The organism is Paenibacillus sp. MBLB1832 (genome assembly GCF_032271945.1).
GTDB classification, from domain to species: domain Bacteria; phylum Bacillota; class Bacilli; order Paenibacillales; family NBRC-103111; genus Paenibacillus_E; species Paenibacillus_E roseopurpureus.
The window spans coordinates 5,170,996-5,188,113 of sequence record NZ_CP130319.1; the positions used below are offsets into that span (position 1 = coordinate 5,170,996).

The 17,118-nt window shown below is 51.9% G+C and carries 21 protein-coding genes and 1 riboswitch; of the genes, 8 read left to right on the plus strand and 13 right to left on the minus strand.

Annotated features, from left to right (window positions below; genetic code table 11):
* The first annotated feature begins 44 nt into the window (after positions 1-44).
* A complete protein-coding gene (locus MJB10_RS23315) occupies positions 45-353 on the plus strand; it encodes a hypothetical protein (protein ID WP_314799120.1) in 309 nt (102 codons plus the stop codon).
* Between the two features lie 20 nt (positions 354-373).
* On the opposite strand, the gene MJB10_RS23320 is transcribed toward MJB10_RS23315, so the two are convergent.
* The 3 genes from MJB10_RS23320 to MJB10_RS23330 all read right to left on the minus strand — a co-directional run bounded on the left by MJB10_RS23320 (position 374) and on the right by MJB10_RS23330 (position 2,982).
* Complete coding sequence (locus MJB10_RS23320; protein WP_314805838.1) at positions 374-1,405, minus strand: LLM class flavin-dependent oxidoreductase; 1,032 nt, start codon at positions 1,403-1,405, stop codon at positions 374-376.
* A gap of 147 nt (positions 1,406-1,552) precedes the next feature.
* Complete coding sequence (locus MJB10_RS23325; RefSeq protein WP_314799122.1) at positions 1,553-2,260, minus strand: phosphatase PAP2 family protein; 708 nt, start codon at positions 2,258-2,260, stop codon at positions 1,553-1,555.
* A 56-nt stretch (positions 2,261-2,316) separates the two neighbouring features.
* A complete protein-coding gene (locus MJB10_RS23330; RefSeq protein WP_314799123.1) occupies positions 2,317-2,982 on the minus strand; it encodes a TVP38/TMEM64 family protein in 666 nt (221 codons plus the stop codon).
* A 245-nt stretch (positions 2,983-3,227) separates the two neighbouring features.
* Here MJB10_RS23330 and MJB10_RS23335 point away from each other — a divergent pair, with 245 nt between their 5' ends.
* Genes MJB10_RS23335 through MJB10_RS23345 form a run of 3 tightly spaced genes read left to right on the plus strand, consistent with a single transcriptional unit; the run spans position 3,228 to position 5,492 of the window.
* Positions 3,228-4,688: an FAD-binding oxidoreductase gene (locus tag MJB10_RS23335; protein ID WP_314799124.1), complete on the plus strand. Its 1,461-nt coding sequence runs from the start codon at positions 3,228-3,230 to the stop codon at positions 4,686-4,688.
* 11 nt (positions 4,689-4,699) lie between these two features.
* Positions 4,700-5,245, plus strand: coding sequence for an MFS transporter (locus tag MJB10_RS23340; RefSeq protein WP_314799125.1), 546 nt, complete (start codon positions 4,700-4,702; stop codon positions 5,243-5,245).
* Positions 5,246-5,261: 16 nt separating this feature from the next.
* Complete coding sequence (locus tag MJB10_RS23345; RefSeq protein ID WP_314799127.1) at positions 5,262-5,492, plus strand: hypothetical protein; 231 nt, start codon at positions 5,262-5,264, stop codon at positions 5,490-5,492.
* Between the two features lie 63 nt (positions 5,493-5,555).
* On the opposite strand, the gene MJB10_RS23350 is transcribed toward MJB10_RS23345, so the two are convergent.
* Complete coding sequence (locus MJB10_RS23350; protein WP_314799130.1) at positions 5,556-6,407, minus strand: sugar phosphate isomerase/epimerase family protein; 852 nt, start codon at positions 6,405-6,407, stop codon at positions 5,556-5,558.
* 145 nt (positions 6,408-6,552) lie between these two features.
* On the opposite strand from MJB10_RS23350, the gene MJB10_RS23355 reads away from it, so the two are divergent.
* The gene (locus MJB10_RS23355) at positions 6,553-7,404 is read left to right on the plus strand and encodes an AraC family transcriptional regulator (RefSeq protein ID WP_314799133.1); all 852 of its coding nucleotides are present in this window, start codon (positions 6,553-6,555) and stop codon (positions 7,402-7,404) included.
* A gap of 36 nt (positions 7,405-7,440) precedes the next feature.
* The gene (locus MJB10_RS23360; protein WP_314799135.1) at positions 7,441-7,824 is read left to right on the plus strand and encodes an MmcQ/YjbR family DNA-binding protein; all 384 of its coding nucleotides are present in this window, start codon (positions 7,441-7,443) and stop codon (positions 7,822-7,824) included.
* Between the two features lie 75 nt (positions 7,825-7,899).
* On the opposite strand, the gene MJB10_RS23365 is transcribed toward MJB10_RS23360, so the two are convergent.
* From MJB10_RS23365 to MJB10_RS23405, 9 genes are all read right to left on the minus strand, one after another.
* A complete protein-coding gene (locus tag MJB10_RS23365; protein ID WP_314799137.1) occupies positions 7,900-9,015 on the minus strand; it encodes an aminopeptidase in 1,116 nt (371 codons plus the stop codon).
* Positions 9,016-9,018: 3 nt separating this feature from the next.
* Positions 9,019-9,645 (minus strand): ArsR/SmtB family transcription factor, encoded by a 627-nt coding sequence (locus MJB10_RS23370; RefSeq protein ID WP_314799140.1) that lies wholly within the window; start codon positions 9,643-9,645, stop codon positions 9,019-9,021.
* 316 nt (positions 9,646-9,961) lie between these two features.
* Complete coding sequence (gene thiE, locus MJB10_RS23375) at positions 9,962-10,624, minus strand: thiamine phosphate synthase (protein ID WP_314799142.1); 663 nt, start codon at positions 10,622-10,624, stop codon at positions 9,962-9,964.
* The gene (thiD, locus tag MJB10_RS23380; RefSeq protein WP_314799145.1) at positions 10,621-11,478 is read right to left on the minus strand and encodes a bifunctional hydroxymethylpyrimidine kinase/phosphomethylpyrimidine kinase; all 858 of its coding nucleotides are present in this window, start codon (positions 11,476-11,478) and stop codon (positions 10,621-10,623) included. Before thiD ends, thiE begins: the two co-directional genes overlap by 4 nt.
* Positions 11,479-11,797: 319 nt before the next feature.
* The gene (locus MJB10_RS23385) at positions 11,798-12,565 is read right to left on the minus strand and encodes a thiazole synthase (protein WP_314799149.1); all 768 of its coding nucleotides are present in this window, start codon (positions 12,563-12,565) and stop codon (positions 11,798-11,800) included.
* A 3-nt stretch (positions 12,566-12,568) separates the two neighbouring features.
* Positions 12,569-12,772: a sulfur carrier protein ThiS gene (gene thiS, locus MJB10_RS23390; RefSeq protein ID WP_314799152.1), complete on the minus strand. Its 204-nt coding sequence runs from the start codon at positions 12,770-12,772 to the stop codon at positions 12,569-12,571.
* A gap of 60 nt (positions 12,773-12,832) precedes the next feature.
* Positions 12,833-12,979 (minus strand): hypothetical protein, encoded by a 147-nt coding sequence (locus MJB10_RS23395; protein WP_314799154.1) that lies wholly within the window; start codon positions 12,977-12,979, stop codon positions 12,833-12,835.
* On the minus strand, positions 12,966-14,156 hold the full coding sequence (gene thiO, locus MJB10_RS23400; protein ID WP_314799156.1) for a glycine oxidase ThiO: 1,191 nt from the start codon (positions 14,154-14,156) through the stop codon (positions 12,966-12,968). The genes MJB10_RS23395 and thiO overlap by 14 nt, the downstream gene beginning before the upstream one ends.
* A complete protein-coding gene (locus MJB10_RS23405) occupies positions 14,153-14,779 on the minus strand; it encodes a thiamine phosphate synthase (RefSeq protein ID WP_314799159.1) in 627 nt (208 codons plus the stop codon). Before MJB10_RS23405 ends, thiO begins: the two co-directional genes overlap by 4 nt.
* 111 nt (positions 14,780-14,890) lie before the next feature.
* A riboswitch (TPP riboswitch) is annotated at positions 14,891-14,989 on the minus strand.
* Positions 14,990-15,143: 154 nt separating this feature from the next.
* On the opposite strand from MJB10_RS23405, the gene hflK reads away from it, so the two are divergent.
* Complete coding sequence (gene hflK / locus MJB10_RS23410) at positions 15,144-16,154, plus strand: FtsH protease activity modulator HflK (RefSeq protein WP_314799160.1); 1,011 nt, start codon at positions 15,144-15,146, stop codon at positions 16,152-16,154.
* Entirely contained in the window at positions 16,151-17,023 is an 873-nt protein-coding gene (hflC, locus tag MJB10_RS23415; RefSeq protein ID WP_314799164.1) for a protease modulator HflC, read from the plus strand. The genes hflK and hflC overlap by 4 nt, the downstream gene beginning before the upstream one ends.
* The last annotated feature ends 95 nt before the right edge of the window (positions 17,024-17,118 follow it).

Genomic DNA, 17,118 nt, shown 5'->3' on the forward strand with positions numbered 1-17,118 from the left:
TACGTGGCCATGAAGCCCCATATTAAGGAGATGTTTGTTCCATCATGAATAATAAACAATTAGAAGAGCAAATGATCGAGAATTATAAGCGTGAAGAGCATATGATGATTTTAGTGTTTGCCCAGTGGTGCATCAACCACGATTTGGATCCCGCTGCGCTCTATCACAGTGCCTATCCTGACCAGCCAAATAATGAAGCGTTACAGAAAGCGCTGGATTTAACGGTGCCCAAAGATGAAGCAGGCGAGGTCCCAGATGATACGTTGCTAGGCGTGCTTTCACTGTTCGGCAACGAGGAGCTGGCGTTCGTCGTGACGCAAGAAATCGAGAAACGGCCTAAACACAGTCGTTAATGGGGTTAAGTGTCCTCACCCTAAATCATAAAACTATGCGAGTGGTTTAACTCAAAAGCTTCCGCCAACAGTTCCACTGTCCGCAACCGCGTTTCCAGGGTATAACCGCCTGCAACGATCATGACCTCATCGACGTTATAACTTGCGGCCAATGCCCGAATCTGCTCCCTGACTTGGTTCGGATTGCCCACAATCATGCGCGAGCGATTATCGCGCACACGCGTCTGATCCCAATCGGAATACGGATATTCCGCAGCTTCCCTCGGCGATTTCACTCCGGTGAACTCGCCTTTTTCCATTTGCAGAATGCGCAAATCGATGGAGCTTGCTTGCTCCTCCGCCTCGGTTGTCGTCTCGGCGCACAGCACATAGATGCAGACCGTCGCCTGCGGCACGACATTGAGCGCGGACGGCTGGAACGAGCTGCGGTAGCTGCGCACCGCATGCTGTCCCCCCGCTCCGTTGATGAAGTGCGCGAAGCAGAACGCTGCGCCTGCCTGCGACGCGTACACCCCGCTCTGCCCCGTGGAGCCGAGCAGCCATACCTGGGGCATCGAGCTCACCAACGGGGTGGCGCGGATGCCCTCGAACACATGCCCCGGTTCCACCGAATCGGTGAGGAACCGCAGCAGATCTAGGACTTGCGCTGGGAACCGCTCTAGTCCTTCGAACAGATCGGCGCTGACACCGCGCAGCGCCTTGGCCGTATGCGGCGTGCCGCCAGGCGCACGCCCAATGCCCAGATCGATGCGGCCTGGATAGAGCGCCTCGAGCATGCGGAAGTTCTCAGCGACCTTGTAGGCGCTGTAATGCGGCAGCAGTACGCCGCCGGAGCCAAGCCGGATGCGGCTTGTGCGCGCAGCCAGCGTGGACAGCAGCACCTCAGGCGAGGAGCCCGCCAACCCTTGGGAGTTATGATGTTCCGACACCCAGAATCGAGTGTAGCCAAGCCGGTCTGCAAGTTGCGCGAGCCCTATCGTTTGTTGCAACGCTTCGCTATGTGTAAAGCCGGATGAGACCGGTGACTGATCAAGAATACTAAGCTTCAGCAATGTCATCCCTTCTTTCCTGTCATCTGACGATGATGTTACTCATTATACAACGGTATGAGGCCAAATGAAAAAAGGACAAACCGAAGTGGCGTTGTCCTTCTTTCTTTTCACCCATAGCGCGTTCCGTTTGCTTACTCCAGTGTATGATTACTGGGAAAATTTATGACCCTTTTCCATATAGTCTCGTCCTGTATCTATGCGCCCTGCTTGTCGATGCCGGATGCGGCGAACCGCGTGCGTGCATCCGATGAGCCCAATACCGCCAGCCAAATACCCAGCAACCACATCACTCGGGTAGTGCACCCCCAGGTAAATGCGACTGAGTCCAATGCAGACGATGATGACTATGCCAATCACAGGAACCAACCATGCGGCTTTCCAAATACGGCGCATATTGACCCATAACAGGTAGGCCAGCAGTCCATAGAACAGAATCGAAACCATCGAATGCCCGCTGGGAAAGCTGAAGCCATCCTCTTCAATTAACCATCCGTCCGCTGCGGGACGATCACGTTCAAAAATCCCTTTGAGTGCAGTATTCATCAACCAAGCACCAAGCACACCCACGAATAGCACGAGCGTTTCCCACTTATGTTTAAATTTGAAGATGAGTATGCCCCCGACAAGAAAGAATAAAATAAACTCCGTCGATCCGCTTCCTAGAAAGGTAAACACTTTAGCCACGGAAGTCCATGCATCCGCTCGTTGATCTCGAATGAAAACGCCTACATGTTGATCAAACTGATCGAGCCAACTCGCCGTTAAACTCCGTGACAACACGATAAATGCGAGGAGCAGCGTGCCAGCCGCCCCTATACTCCACATCATATCCTTAACAAGTCCCTTGCCCTTCATCCTGTTTATCCCCCCGCTAGTATGTACCTTTGTGTTTGTCTTTGTGTTTGTCACCGCTAAGCGAGCTGCTTTTGCTTACGTGACTGTCGCTTCCTAATCATCAGCGGAACGATCGCAAACACGGCATACATGGCGACAGCCCCGAGAAATTTCCATGACCAAATGTCATTCAGCGAAGCGCCAAACACATTATAGACGATAGCCCCCGGGATAATCCCGATCATCGTTGCCCAGGTGTAATCCCAGAACCGGATCTTCGATAAGCCAGCCCCATAGGAGATGCCATCGAAAGGAAAGAACGGCATCAGGCGCATATAGAGCACAACCATGAAGCCTTTTTCTGCTGATTTTTGATCGAACATTTGCAGCTTAGGACTTCTTAGAATGCGTTGGAAGCTGTTACGGCCCCATTTGCGCGTAATGTAGAAGGAAAGCAAAGCCCCTGCTCCAGCCCCGATAATATCATAGATCGTCCCCCAAAACGCACCGAACACATACCCCCCGTATAAGGTTAATGGCGTGGCGGGAAACAAGACCAACGGCCTGAGTGTATATGCCAAAATGTACAGAAAGCCGCCTACAAAGCCCAAATCACGCAGCCATCTCGTGATCCAGTTCACATCGACGTGTTTCCATACACCAGTCCATTTGAGAATAAGAATACCGAGAACGGCAACGACAAACCAACTGACTAGCAACCAAAGCGGCTTCGAACGCGCCATGGCTCGCCTCCTTCACACCTGCGATTCCTTCTCATTCTGATAACGGGTCTTTTCTACCCTCCATATTACACAAATTTAATACTCTATATCAACTTCAGGAAATCATTGATGATGACAGAGAGATATGATAAACTGCTCGCATCTTCTCTCCAAACCTATCCATTTTTCATGCTCTGCCTATCTTACTGCCACTGGAGGGTTTCCACGCAAACGTTGTTACATCCAACAAGTTGGGAGATGCGCACATGAAGAAGATTGTGGTTCTTCTTATACTAATTGCATTATGCCTCTGGCAGTATGTGCGGACGTTGGATGCGGGCGAGGATCCGTTCCTGCGATCGGACTACAGCAAGCTGCGCCCTGTGAAAGTCGAGCGCGTCATTCCCAGCAAGGAGGTCAGTCAGCTGCAAGCGATTGTCCAGGAAGCCCAAGCAAAAGGGCTCACCCTCTCTATCGCGGGACAGCGACATAGCCAAGGCGGACATACCTATTACAAGGACAGCATCGTGCTGGACATGACGTCGTTCAACAAGGTTCTAGCCATCGATGCACAGGCCAAAACTGTCATCGTGCAGTCTGGCGCCACTTGGGCCGATGTGCAGAGGGCTATTAACCCCTATGGGCTTGCGGTGAAGACGATGCAATCACAAAATATTTTCACCATAGGCGGCTCAATCTCCGTTAACGCGCATGGTCGCGACATTCGCAACGGTTCGCTCATTAGCTCGGTGGACTCCTTCCGACTGCTGTGCGCGGATGGTACGATCCGTAATGTCAGCCGCTCTGACAATGCGGAGCTTTTCCAGCTTGCACTTGGCGGATACGGGTTGTTCGGTGTCATTCTGGAGGTGACGCTGTCGCTCACCGACGATGTCGTGTATGAGATGCAGAGTGAAGCCACCACTGTGGAAGCTTACACCGACTTTTTCATTAACCAGGTTAAGCGAAATCCAGACATCCACATGCACCTTGCTCGCATTTCTGTCGCGCCGGGTACGTTCCTGACGGAGATGTATGCTACGAATTACAGGGTGCGGCCCGAGCTTCACGTCGCAGATTACAACAAACTTAAATTAAATGACAGCTATGTGCTTCCGTTAAAATTTCTGTTCGGACTTAATCGCTCCTTCGATTGGGGAAAGGATGCGCTATGGGCGTTACAGCGAAAATTTCTCATCGGTCACAGCTCCATCCTGACGCGCAACAACGCAATGCGCTCGGAGTCCGATTTCATGGATTACAGCTCCGATGCCAAAAATGATCTTCTTCAAGAGTATTTCGTGCCTGTCGAGCATTTTGCAGAGTTGGTTCAGAGCATCCGTCCGATTCTTCAGGAAGAAGATCTGAATCTCTTAAACATTACGGTTCGCTACGTGAATCACGACGAGGAAGCAACGCTTTCCTATGCCAAAAGCGATATGTTCGCACTCGTGTGTTTGTTTAACACGCCGATCCATGCAGCTGGGCAGGCCAAGATGACCGAAGGCATCCGCCGCATCATTGATCAAGTGGAACGCGTTCAAGGCTCCTATTATTTGCCTTATGCCCCTTTCCCTTCGGTGGAACAGTTCCGCGCGATCTATCCGAAAGCGGATGATTTTTTTCGAGCGAAAGAGAAATGGGATCCACAGCATGTGTTTATGAACTATTTTTACGATGATTATAGCAATCGCTTACGAAGTCAGTTTTCTGACGAAAACTTATAGGGGGCAATAATATGACCGTAAGATGGCTCATCAGATCCCAAAGCTTAGCAACCTTAGCCGCTGGCATGATCTATCCCTACTACCTGCTTTTCTTAAAAAATCTCGGCAGCACCTACTCCGCCTACGGGTTGGCGTTTGCGATCTTCACGGTCAGCTCCGCCGCTTCGTCCTTCTGGCTGCAGAAGCACGTGGACCGCTCCTCCGTGACCATGATGGCGGGAAGCTCGCTGGGCATGATGGCCGCGATGCTCATCTTCCCATGGGTTCCCTCGTTCGGCTTCGTGCTGCTTTTGCAAGCTTTCATGGGCGTATGCAACGCCATGCAGAAGATGAGCGAGCGCGGCTTGCTCGCGGATCGCACCGAACCTGGAGGGCGCGGCGGCACGCTGGGCAATTATCACTTCTGGACGTCCGTCTCCTCCGGCTTCGCCATCCTCATCGGCGGCTATATCATCGATTGGCTGACGATTGACGTGCTGTTCTATGTGAGCGCGGTCATCTATGGCGCGAGTGCGTGGTTGACGCTGCGAATGCGCGGGGAAGGGCGCAGCGAGTGAAGCTGTGCCGCCCTTCGTGGCAGAAGCATGGTTGCGCTTTTGGCGGATGGCACCCGGCTGGAACGTGATTTTTCATCATTTCAGCGGCTCTGGCGATGAAATTGGCTACTGGATCGTTGTTTTCTTCACTTCGGGGGACGAGAGTGTCGAGGGGAATTCGGGCTCAGCGTTCTCCGTGGATTCACACTTCGCCCACCTCAATTCCGTACACAAAAAACCCTTCGCCACCAATGGTTGCGAAGGGTAACCTGACTTATCAAAAAGCACCCTCCCCCGCATCACGCGGAGAAAGGTGCTCCCATTTATAACGTTACGCCAACCATTGCTTCACTTTCGTAGCGAAGTTCGTTAGCATTTCCTGCGAGCCGTATTGGCCGCTGAAATCTTCAATACCGAGGTAACCGTCGTAGCCCACGGATTTCAAATCGCTGAAGAGCTGTTTCCAGTTCACGATGCCCTCGTCGATCGGTGTCCAATTGCTGCTCCAAAGCTTCATCCCATCTTCGGTTTCACCTGTTTGTTTCCATCCTGCATTCTTCACATGAACGTGAGCGAGGTAAGGTCCGAGCAACTCGAGACCCATACGGTAGTTCTCATAGCCTTCGTGAACCATATTGCCCGCATCATGCAGAACGCCGATATGCTCTGGTTTGAAGCCAGAAACTAGACGATGTGCAAGGCTCGCACTGGTTGTAATCGTGTTGTGATGAATCTCAACCAAGCCCTTCACGCCGTATTGCTGGGAAAGCTCTTGGCAATGGTGAAGGTAATCCACCGCTTTCGCGAACAGATCATTGTAGTTTTGCGTGCGATCATAGCCAGGTACGCCGACGCGAATGAACGGAACGCCCACTTTTTGCGCAGCTTTGAACACGTTCTCTGTTTCTGCTACATCGCAGCTATTCAGGTAAGGCGTGATGCTCAAGTTCACAAGATTCTCACTCACAGCCGCAAGGCGGAAACGTTCCAACTCAGCATCCGTAGCCGCAGGATCAATGGAGCACAAATTGTTTCTCCAAAAAGATGGTTTCTCCCCTGCTGCATCCGCAGGAATATCTTTAAAGCGCCATTCGATGCCGTTAATACCAGCAGCAGAAGCCGCTTTCGCAAGCTCTTCAGGTGTTAAATCTGGTGTTGCGACCGTAAATACAGACAGTTTCATATATAAGCCTCCTTGGAATGTGAAGCACGATATGTGGAGTGTTTAACTCCTCTCTATTTTGCAGTATAATAAAAACGTATTCATTGCATTAATTGGGCAAAAGTTTGCTTAAATTGACTCCAATAAACCTAGAGGAGATCCTCCTATGCAGGACATATATACGAATCTTGACCAGATGATCAATTTTCGCCATGCCGTCACCCATAATCCCGTTCCACTCGATTTCCACCAGCATCAAGACCAATACGAAATCTACTTCTTCCTAACCGGCGATGTTCATTATTTTATTGAAAAGCAAGTGTATCCTTTGCAATATGGCGACCTGCTCATCATGCACAGCAACGAGCTGCACCGCCCTAATTTCCAGGCGAAGAAACAGCGCTATGAGAACGTTGTGATTCATTTCAATCCCGCACTCCTGCAGCATCTCAACTCTTCCCAATTTGATTTGCTGAACTGCTTTAACAATCGTGTTTTCGGTGAGCAAAATCGGATGAGACTGACGCCGCCGCAAATCGACGACATCATGAAGCTCTATGAGCGGATGGAGATGCATCGCCGCCCGCAGGCGCAGCCAGGCTCAGAAATCCTTTTCCTCTCCACCTTTATAGAGCTGCTTGTGTTCATCAATCGGATTTTCCTTAATCTAGGAAAGCAAGAAGAGCAGATAATGATGCCGGACAAGCTCTCATCGCTATTCACCTTCATTGACGAAAATCTCGATCAAGACCTATCGCTCGAGGTCCTCGAGCAGGTCGTGTTCATGAATCGCTCCTATTTATGCCGACTATTTAAAAAGCACACAGGCAGCACCATCCATGAGCATATTTTATTCAAACGGATTGCCAAGGCGAAGCACCTATTGCGGGAAGGTTCCTCCGTCACAGATACGTGCCAGCTGGCAGGTTTCAACGATTACTCGAACTTTATTCGCACGTTCAAAAAAGCCGTCGGCCTGCCGCCGCGACAATACCAGTCGCAGCAGCGACGGGTGTAAATGCTGGAAACCAACCTAATCTGAGGAGTTGAACCTGTGTCCCACAGTCAAATTACTTCCGCTCATGGACTGGCACTCGTTGCCAGATTCCGTGAAATTTGCTCGACCTTGCCGGAAGTCGTGGAAAAAATAGACGGCTTTGGCCACATCACCTTTCGTGTCAAAGATAAGCCTTTCATTTTCCTAGGCGAAACCGCTGGTGAAGTCTCCACATCCCTGAAAACCAACCTGACTACACAAGAGTTTCTCTTAGGGCAGGACGACACGCCTTTTCACAAAACGCCCTACATCGGCCAGCATGGCTGGGTCAGCTTGTCGAACGTCGAGCTCGTGCCTTGGACCGAGATTCAAGATCTCGTCGTGGAAGGTTATGCGCGCACGGCGCCGAAGAAGCTTGTGCAGCAGTTGAAGGGGTTATAAGCCCCGCTCAAATCAAAAAAGGTTGCCCACGTCAAATCATGACGTTGGACAACCTTTTTCATTAACCCCATTAATCTATTTCAGATTCTCTGGGTTCAATTGTAGAAGCTCAGGCAGAACGAAAATGCCGTCCTTCCGAATCAACACATCATCAAACCAAATTTCGCCGCCGCCATACTCTGGACGTTGGATGTTCACCATATCCCAGTGCAGCGAGGATTTATTGCCGTTGTAGGCATCATCATAGCAATTGCCAGGTGTAAAGTGGAAGCTTCCGTCGATTTTCTCATCGAACAGAATATCCTTCATCGGGTGCTTAATGTACGGATTTACGCCGATCGCGAATTCGCCGACATAACGCGCGCCCTCATCCATATCAAAGATCTCATTAATGCGATCCGTATCATTCGCAGTCGCTTTCACGATTTTACCATTTTCAAAATGGAGCACGACATTCTCGAAAATAAAGCCGTCATGCGGTGAAGGCGTGTTATAGGAAATCACACCGTTAACCGAATCACGAACCGGTGCGGAGTATACTTCGCCATCTGGAATGTTCAACTCGCCATCGCATTTCACGCCGCCGATCCCTTTAATCGAGAACGTCAAATCCGTGCCAGGGCCGACTAAGCGCACCTTGTCAGTACGATCCATAAGCTCTTTCAGCGCGTCCATCGCTTTGGACATTTTGCCGTAGTCCATCGTACATACGTTGAAGTAGAAATCTTCGAACGCCTCAGTGCTCATGCTCGCGAGCTGCGCCATTGAAGACGTCGGGTAACGCAGAACGACCCATCTCGTATCCTTCACGCGGACATCGAAATGAACCTGTTGATAGTACACGGAGTTGTACAACTTCATACGATCGGCCGGAATATCGGACAATTCGTAAATGTTAGCACCGCCGCGCACACCTATGTAGCCTTGCATTTGTTTCATTTGGAATGCGTCTGTATCCGCCCATGTTTGCATTTGAGCTTCTGTACCGTTCATGACCAACTGCCGGATCACCGCGTGATCACGCAAGTTCACGAAAGGATGTGCGCCTGCCGCATGAACTTTCTTCACAATCTCTTTCACTAGCGCGGCATCAATGCCGTACGCTTCGATGAGAATATTTTCGCCTGGCTTCGCCTTTACGGAGTAATTCACTAATACATCTGCAAGCTTCGTTAGTCTAGGATCCAACATGAATTAACTCTCCTCTTCTTGGGCCTCTTCTTGAGCGGGCTCGACGGGGTCGAAGCCTCGTTCGTGCGTTTGAAAGCCTACTGTCGTCAAATAGAACCATTCCCCGTTCTCTTCTTGCTCGGCATCGAGCTCATAAATCAGGGCACGAAATTTCCTCAACCATTCGGTATATTTCGCTCGGCTCATTTTCACTTCGACTTGTGTCATGATGATTGGCCATTGAGATCGATCAGGTGATGGGATTTGAAACGCCTCTTCAGGTGCATTGATGGCTCTGTTTCTAGCATGTCCAAGTACGCTCAACGTACGTTCGCGATAGTAATTTTCAACTTCCGCCACATACGGGAGCAAATTCTCGCCAGGCACAAATCCGCGCGCGACGGCACGATAAAACTTTTGCACAATACCATTCTTGAGCTCTGTACGAACAACAAAAATCAAGTCATGACGCTCCAGCTCATTCAAATGATAATGAACCTTGGCGCGCGCCATTCCCAATAGTTTAGCCAACTGTTGACCCGTATACGCTTTCTCAATTAATAAAAGCAATACACGTGCGCGGAGCGGATCACTGATGGTTTTCAGTTGTTCAAGTTCTTCAATGATATAAACAGGCTGCAGCTTCTTCATCCTAGATCCGACCTTTCTCTCTCTTTTTAATCTCTTAAATAGATTAATTAAACAACGGTCAAATCTTTTTAACCGTATCATAATGCCAAAAAGAATCTATGTCAATTGCGGTTTTAGCCAACTTGTCACATGGCACGCGACCTTTGTCCATGCGGCATTTCACCGCTTTAACGAGTTACCGAATTTAAGCTTTCTCCTATGGTAGCAAAAAGGGACGTTTCTGTCACCAATAAAGGTAGAAACGTCGCAAAAGTAGATGAAAAAATAGAATGGGAGAATGTAGGTTGGGGATTTTTGCTGTAGTCGATTCAAGACGTTATAAATTCACAATCCTTTCGCGCAGCTCTGCCGCTGCCTCGCGCGGCGAGCTCGCCGCGGCGATGGCGCTCACCACCGCCACACCATCTGCTCCCGCGCGGATGACGTGACTAGCGTTGCTGGCATCGATCCCGCCGATGCCAACAAGCGGCAGCGCGATGCCGCCCGCGCGCAGCAGCGCAATACCGGCAGGCCCCTGGACCTCACGCGCATCGAGCTTCGTGCGCGTAGCGTACTGGGGGCCTACGCCAAGATAGTCGGCGCCATCCGACAGCGCCGATTGGGCTTCGCCCAGATCGTGGGCCGATACGCCCACGATCATCTGCGGCAGCCGCTTCCGCACCGCGGCGGCTGCCTCGTCCTCTTGGCCGATGTGAATGCCATCGGCCTCAAGCTCTAGAGCCAGCCGTTCATCATCGTTGACGATGAACGGGATCCCGCGCTGCGCGCACAGGCGGCGCAGCCGCGAACCTAGCGCGAGCCGTTCTGGCCCCTGCAGGGCGCCGGGGCCCTTCTCGCGCAGCTGAAACATCGTAACGCCGCCATAGATGGCGGCTTCAAGCACTGCATACGGGTCCGCCCCGTTACAATTGGGGCTGCCCATGACCAAATACAACCGCAGCGCTTCACGCAGCTGCGCCTCATCCCACTTGCGGATCATCCGAGCGCACCTCGCTCCGTCGTCACAGCTTGAGCAGCCGCGGCCACGGTTGCGCGAACACCGCGCTGGTACGCCCAATGATTCGTCGGGCCGTGCCCGCCGCCAATGTGCAATGGCTCGCCAATCGCCGCGTGTATGAAGCGTTTTGCCAGTCCCAGCGACTCCTTCGTCGCCAAGCCCTGCGCGAGCCCTGACGTCAACGCCGCAGCAAACGTACAGCCTGTTCCATGTGTATGCGGCGTAATGAGACGGTTCGATGTAAACTCCGTAAACGACGTTCCATCATAGAGAAGATCCGTTGCTTGCTCCGTGTTCGGTTCGTGTCCGCCTTTGATCATGACGTTCTTGCAGCCGTACTGATGGATCCGTTTAGCTGCTAACTGTCGAGACTCGTGATCCGTAATGACCATCCCGCTCAGCGCCTCCGCCTCTGGGATGTTCGGGGTGACCACGTCTGCCAGCGGCAGCAGGTGCCTGATCATCGCCTCAATAGCCTCCTGCTGCAGGAGCGATGCGCCCCCTTTGGCAATCATCACGGGATCGACGACGATGTGATTCCATCCGTACTGCTGAATGGCCGCAGCCACCACACGAATAATGTCGCCGCTGAATAGCATGCCTGTTTTTAAGGCATCCGGTTGCAAGTCCTCCCCAATCGATGCCAACTGGCGTTCAATCGCCTCCGCGCTCATCGGATAGACACCCTGTACACCCAGCGTATTCTGCGCCGTCACAGCCGTAATCACCGACATCCCGTACACGCCAAGCTCCTGAAACGTCTTCAGATCCGCCTGAATACCCGCGCCACCGCCGCTATCCGAGCCTGCAATCGTCAAAGCTTTGTATATCGCCACGATGCTCCTCCTCTCTAATTTGTCTATATCTATACGAATGCACCTTTTAATTCATCACTTTAACTAATAACCAAGCTACCTGCCTGCTAAGCAACCGTTCCTGCAAATGTGCAGCAATTAACTCATCACGCACACAAATATCTCAATTTGCTGCAAATCTGCAGGAAATTTGGCTGCTTTAGCTTGTTTTAAGAGATTTCGGACCAAATTTCTGTACTTTTGCAGCAATTTGCTCCGAAACAGTAAAAAGAGTAGAAAAATACTGCATTTTCGCAGGATTTACTAGTCAGCCTCGCCCGCCAACTCCCCACACTCCGCCTCACACCCTGCTCAAGCCCTCCATCGGGCTGCTCGCCGAAGCGTAGCGCTTCTTCGGAATGCGTCCCGCTTCGAAACCTGCACGTCCTGCCTCGATTGCCAGTTTCATGGCGTAGGCCATTTTTACAGGGTCCTTCGCACCCGATACCGCTGTATTGAGCAGGACGCCGTCCGCGCCCATTTCCATAGCCAGTGCCGCATCAGAAGGTGCACCAATACCTGCATCTACGATAACAGGAACCGATGCTTGCTCAATGATGAAGCTCAAGTTCAACGGGTTGATGATCCCCTGTCCTGTGCCGATTGGCGAAGCGCCTGGCATGATCGCATGAACGCCGAGCGCTTGCAGACGTTTGGCAAGCAGCACATCGTCCGACGTGTATGGAAGCACGATGAAGCCTTCCTCGAGCAGCATTTCGGATGCTTTGAGCGTCTCTACGGGATCTGGCAGCAGCGTCATTTCATCGCCGATAACCTCGACTTTGATCATATCGCACAAGCCCGAAGCCTTCGCCAATCTGGCAATGCGCACGGCTTCTTCGGCCGTTTTGGCGCCTGCAGTATTCGGAAGCAGCGTGAAGTTGGCCGTATCCAGCATCGATAAGAAATTCGGCTGACTTGCCTCGAAAATATTCATCCGCCGCACCGCGAACGTCAAAATTTGTGACTCCGAGACCTCTACGGCTTGCTTTTGAATATGAAAATCAGGAAATTTCCCCGTGCCTAGCAGTAAACGTGAACGAAATTCATATGGACCGATTTTTAACATGTGTTATCCTCCTCCTACAAAATGAACGATTTCGATTTGATGCCCTTCGGCGACTTGCGCCCCAGCGTGATCTTCCCTATGTAAAATGGTGGCGTTGTGCTCCACGACTAGCATTTTGTCGCTTAAATCGAAGTGGGCCAGCAGCTCATCAATTGTGCGAATAGCATCAGGTACTTCGACGCGTTGACCATTAATGTGCAAGTTCAATGACGATCCGCTCCTTTCTTAAAATACTTCCAGATACCGCACGGCGCCGCGGGTAGCACTTTAAGGCTCTTCTCGGGCCTTATTGACGTGCACGGGCGTCAGGTTCGTTGCTTTAACGCCCCAGAAGGGCGCTAATCCTCCGGTACCGCTAGCCTCAGCAGGATGCGCGGCACTGTTAGGCCATTCACGGTCCTTACTGGCGCACATGTGCCAGCGTCAAAGCAGAGTCCCCCCGACTCCCCCTCAGGGTCGTCTCCGACACGTCTGGGCTGAATGCATCCAGCCAAGGAGCCAAAGACGCCAGCTCGTCGCCGTCCGCGCCGAGCAGCCAATCCGCCATCACCTTGCCGGTGATGGGGCTTAATAGAATCCCGTTGCGGTAATGCCCGCAAGCGGTATACAACCCCTCCATCGCCGTCACCTTGCCGATGTAGGGCAGCCCGTCGGCGGTCTGCGGGCGCAGCCCCGACCAAGCCTTCTCCCACTCGGCATCGCCGAGTGAAAGCATCATGCCCCGCGCGCGATCCATCAGCTCAGCGAGCCCCGCCAGCGACACCTTGCGGTCGTAGCTGTGCGGCACCACCGTCGCGCCGACCACCAGCCGTCCGCCGGCTTTCGGCACGATATAGCACCCTGGCGTAAACAGTGTGCGCTTTAATAACGGCTTCGGCGTCCTGACGGAGAAGCACTCGCCCTTCACAGGAAACATCGGCAGCTCCACGCCGATGCCCGCCAGCAGCTGACCGCTCCACGTCCCGGCGGCGACGACAACGTGGTCGCTGTAGCGCGGCCCGGCGGCGGTCATCACGCCGATGACGCGGCTCCGCTCGGTCAGCAGCCCTTGCACCTGGGCGTAAGGCTGCACCTTCGCCCCGAGCACCTGCGCAGCTTGCGCGAAAGCCGCCGCAAGCTGTGGCGCCTCTACCTGCCCATCCTCGGGCAGGTAGAGGGCACCGCGCGTCGCACCGCTAAGCGCGGGCTCCAGCCCAGTGGCTTCAGCTGCGCTGAGCCACTGGGCTCGCTCGCCCGCGGCGCGCTGAAGCGTCTCCCGCGCGCGCAGCTCCTCCTCTTGAACGTCGCTGAGCGCGACGTTAAGCAGCCCCTCACGGACGAGACCGATGTCGATGCCCGTGAGTTCTCGCAGTTCCCCGCTAAGCTCGGGGAACATCGATCTACTCAGGCGCGCCCACTGGAACAGGGCGCCCGTGTCTTCCATCTCGGACTGCGCGCCAAGCATGCCTGCCGCCGCAGCCGAGGCTTCCATCCCGAGCTGGCCGCGTTCCAGCAGGGTGACGGACTGTCCTCTTTTCGCCAAATAGTAGGCAATCGACGCCCCAATGACCCCTCCGCCTACGATAATGACGGCTGTTTCTGATTTATTCATCCGCTCACCTCCATACGTTGAAGCTCCTGTTGATAGGCTCTGACAGCTCCCAACGGATCAGCTGCATCCCAAATCCCGCTCATCACTGCGATGCCTGCGGCGCCTGCCTCCACAACAGATTTCACCCTCGCAGGTGTCATCCCTCCGATCGCAATAACGGGAATGTTAACATGGTTAACCACCTCGCGCAGCACATCCAAACCTCTAGGCGACACACCCTGCTTCGAATTCGTCTCAAACACATGACCGAAAATAAGGTAGTCAACGCCCTCTTCCTCGCGCCATTTTGCCTCATCTGTGTGATGTACCGAAGCGCCTACTCGTGAATGTCCCTTATCCCGATGCTCTCGCTGCAAAGCCCTGAAATTGCTTGCTCCTGTAAGCTGCACACCGCCCGTCTGCAGGGCCGCAGCCACTTCTGGAAAACTGTTTATCACTATCTTCTCAAGGGGAATCCCTTGCTCAATCACATGCTGCACACCGAGGAATACCTCATCAGGCGACTTGGTTTTCTCACGAATATGAATCGACGTCACATAGGGATGAATCTCCGCAGCGATCGCAGCCAACGAAGGCCAAGACAGCTTTCCATTCGATATGACGTGCAGTTCTTTCTCTGGCATGAAAGGTCGACTCCTCCCGTACTGTAGCCCCCTGTGACGAACGCCAAAAACCACTTTCCCAAGGAAAGTGGTTGAAATATGCCGCTGTATACACCGTTCAATGCGCCCAGTCATACGCTCATTCCACTTTCCTCCGCTGGCATAAACCAGATCAGGTTCAAAGGGTTCAGTTTCCACTGTCTCAGCCTCACGGCGCCCCTAGGGATTCATTCTTATACAATTGATAAATATTATCATAGCACGGCATCCAACTCTTGGAAATAAGAAATTTCCTAACCTCCTTGCCCATCTGCCCTTGAAACCATTTCCAAACTCTCCCGTATACCATTACAACAATAACTTATCTTAGAAGGAGTGTTCTTCCTTGGAACCTTTTGTGCTGCAAGAACCTGATCGCAGACAACCATCCTCCGTTCCGCCAGGCATAACCCGCAAAATCATCGCGGGCGTGATTGGCCTCCTCGTCCTCATTTTTGGGTGGTCCACCTTCTATACCGTGCAGGAACATGAGAAAGCAGCCATTCTTACACTAGGCAAATTTACGGGTGAAAAAGAGGCTGGGCTGCACTTCAAGCTGCCTTATCCGCTTCAACAAGCGATTGTGCTTCCTGCTAAAAAGACACAGCGCATCCAAATTGGCTTCCGTGAAGCCAATGGTAAAATTACCCCCGTTGAGGAAGAAGCGATGATGATTACGGGGGATGAAAATATTTTATCCGCTGATGCGGTCGTAGAATGGAATATCAGTGATATGCGTGACTATCTCTATAATATTGATAACGCTGAACAGTTCCTTCGTAACTCTGCAAGTGCGGCCATTCGCTCCGTTATCGGCTCTACTGCGCTGGATTTCGCCATTACAGAAGGGAAAACCGAAGTGCAAGGCAAAGTAAAAGAACGACTGATCGAGATGCAAACGAAGTATGAAACTGGCATCCATATCGTCGACTTGAAGTTCCAAGATATTGAGCCGCCAGCTGGCGATGTGCAGAATGCTTTTAAAGATGTCACGAACGCGCGCGAAGAGAAAAATACGAAAATTAACGTGGCTCAGAAATATGAAAATGATATCCTCCCTCGTGAACGAGGCAACGCGCAAGCGCTGCTGGAGAATGCGGAGGCGCAGAAGAAATCCCGGATTTTGAATGCACAGGGGGATGTTGCGAAGTTTAATGCCGTCTATGCGGAGTATGTGAATAATAAATCCGTTACGGAGAGCCGTCTCGTGCTCGAGACGTTAGAGAAAATTTTGCCGAATGCCAAAATCTTCGTCAGTGACAGCACCGGTGAAACGGTCAAATATTTACCGATCAATGAACTGCTGCGTACACCTGCTGCTACAACGGGCCAAGCACAAGGAGGAGCTGCGAAATGACCATCCAGGGCAAATGGATTCTAAGATCCGTACTAGGCGTCGTTCTCGTCTTTTTCTTCCTGCTTTCCATCTTCATCGTTAAAGAGGGAGAGTACCGTGTCGTGCTCAAATTCGGAGAAGCCGTGCGGATTCAATCCCATCCAGGTATTCATTTTAAAATTCCATTCATCGAATCCGTACGTACGCTTCCTAAATATCAGATGGTTTATGACAGTAAGCCCACTTCCATTCTGACCAAAGATAAAAAGCCGATCGAAGTCGACAATTACACGGTTTGGCGGATTGACGACGCCCAGCAGTTCTTGCGTACGATTCAATCGGTGACAGGCGGGGAAGAGCGCATCGATGCTGCTGTCTATAATACGGTCCGACGGAAATTATCGGAGATCAATTACAGTGATATTATTAGCGAAAACACACAACGCGGGAATCTGAACGATGAGATCACGAAAGAGGTTGCTGAGCTGATGGAGCGCGATAACTACGGGATTCAAATCGTCGATGTACGCATCAAGCGCACCGACCTCCCTGACTCCAACAAGCAAAGCGTGTATAAACGGATGATTTCGGACCGCCAGTCCATAGCAGCGAAGTATTTGTCCGAGGGGGATGAGGAATCGAAGAAAATTACCTCCAAAGCGGATCGTCAGGCAAGCGAGTTGATTGCTCAAGCGCAAGCCGATGCGAAGAAAATCGTTGCCGCCGGCGAACAAGAAGCTGCTCAAATTTATAACTCCGCGTACGGCAAGGACCCTGTTTTCTACAACTTCTACCGCACACTCGAAAGCTACTTAGTCACATTCAAAGGCGAGCCTGTCATCATGCTGCCGATCGATTCACCGTATACGAAAATTTTACTTGGAAAATAGGTTAATGGACATGTCATCGTTGATGGCATGCTTTTTTCATGCGCGTGTATGCTACAATTAGGACATACATATCTGACATCATACGTAGTTTCACA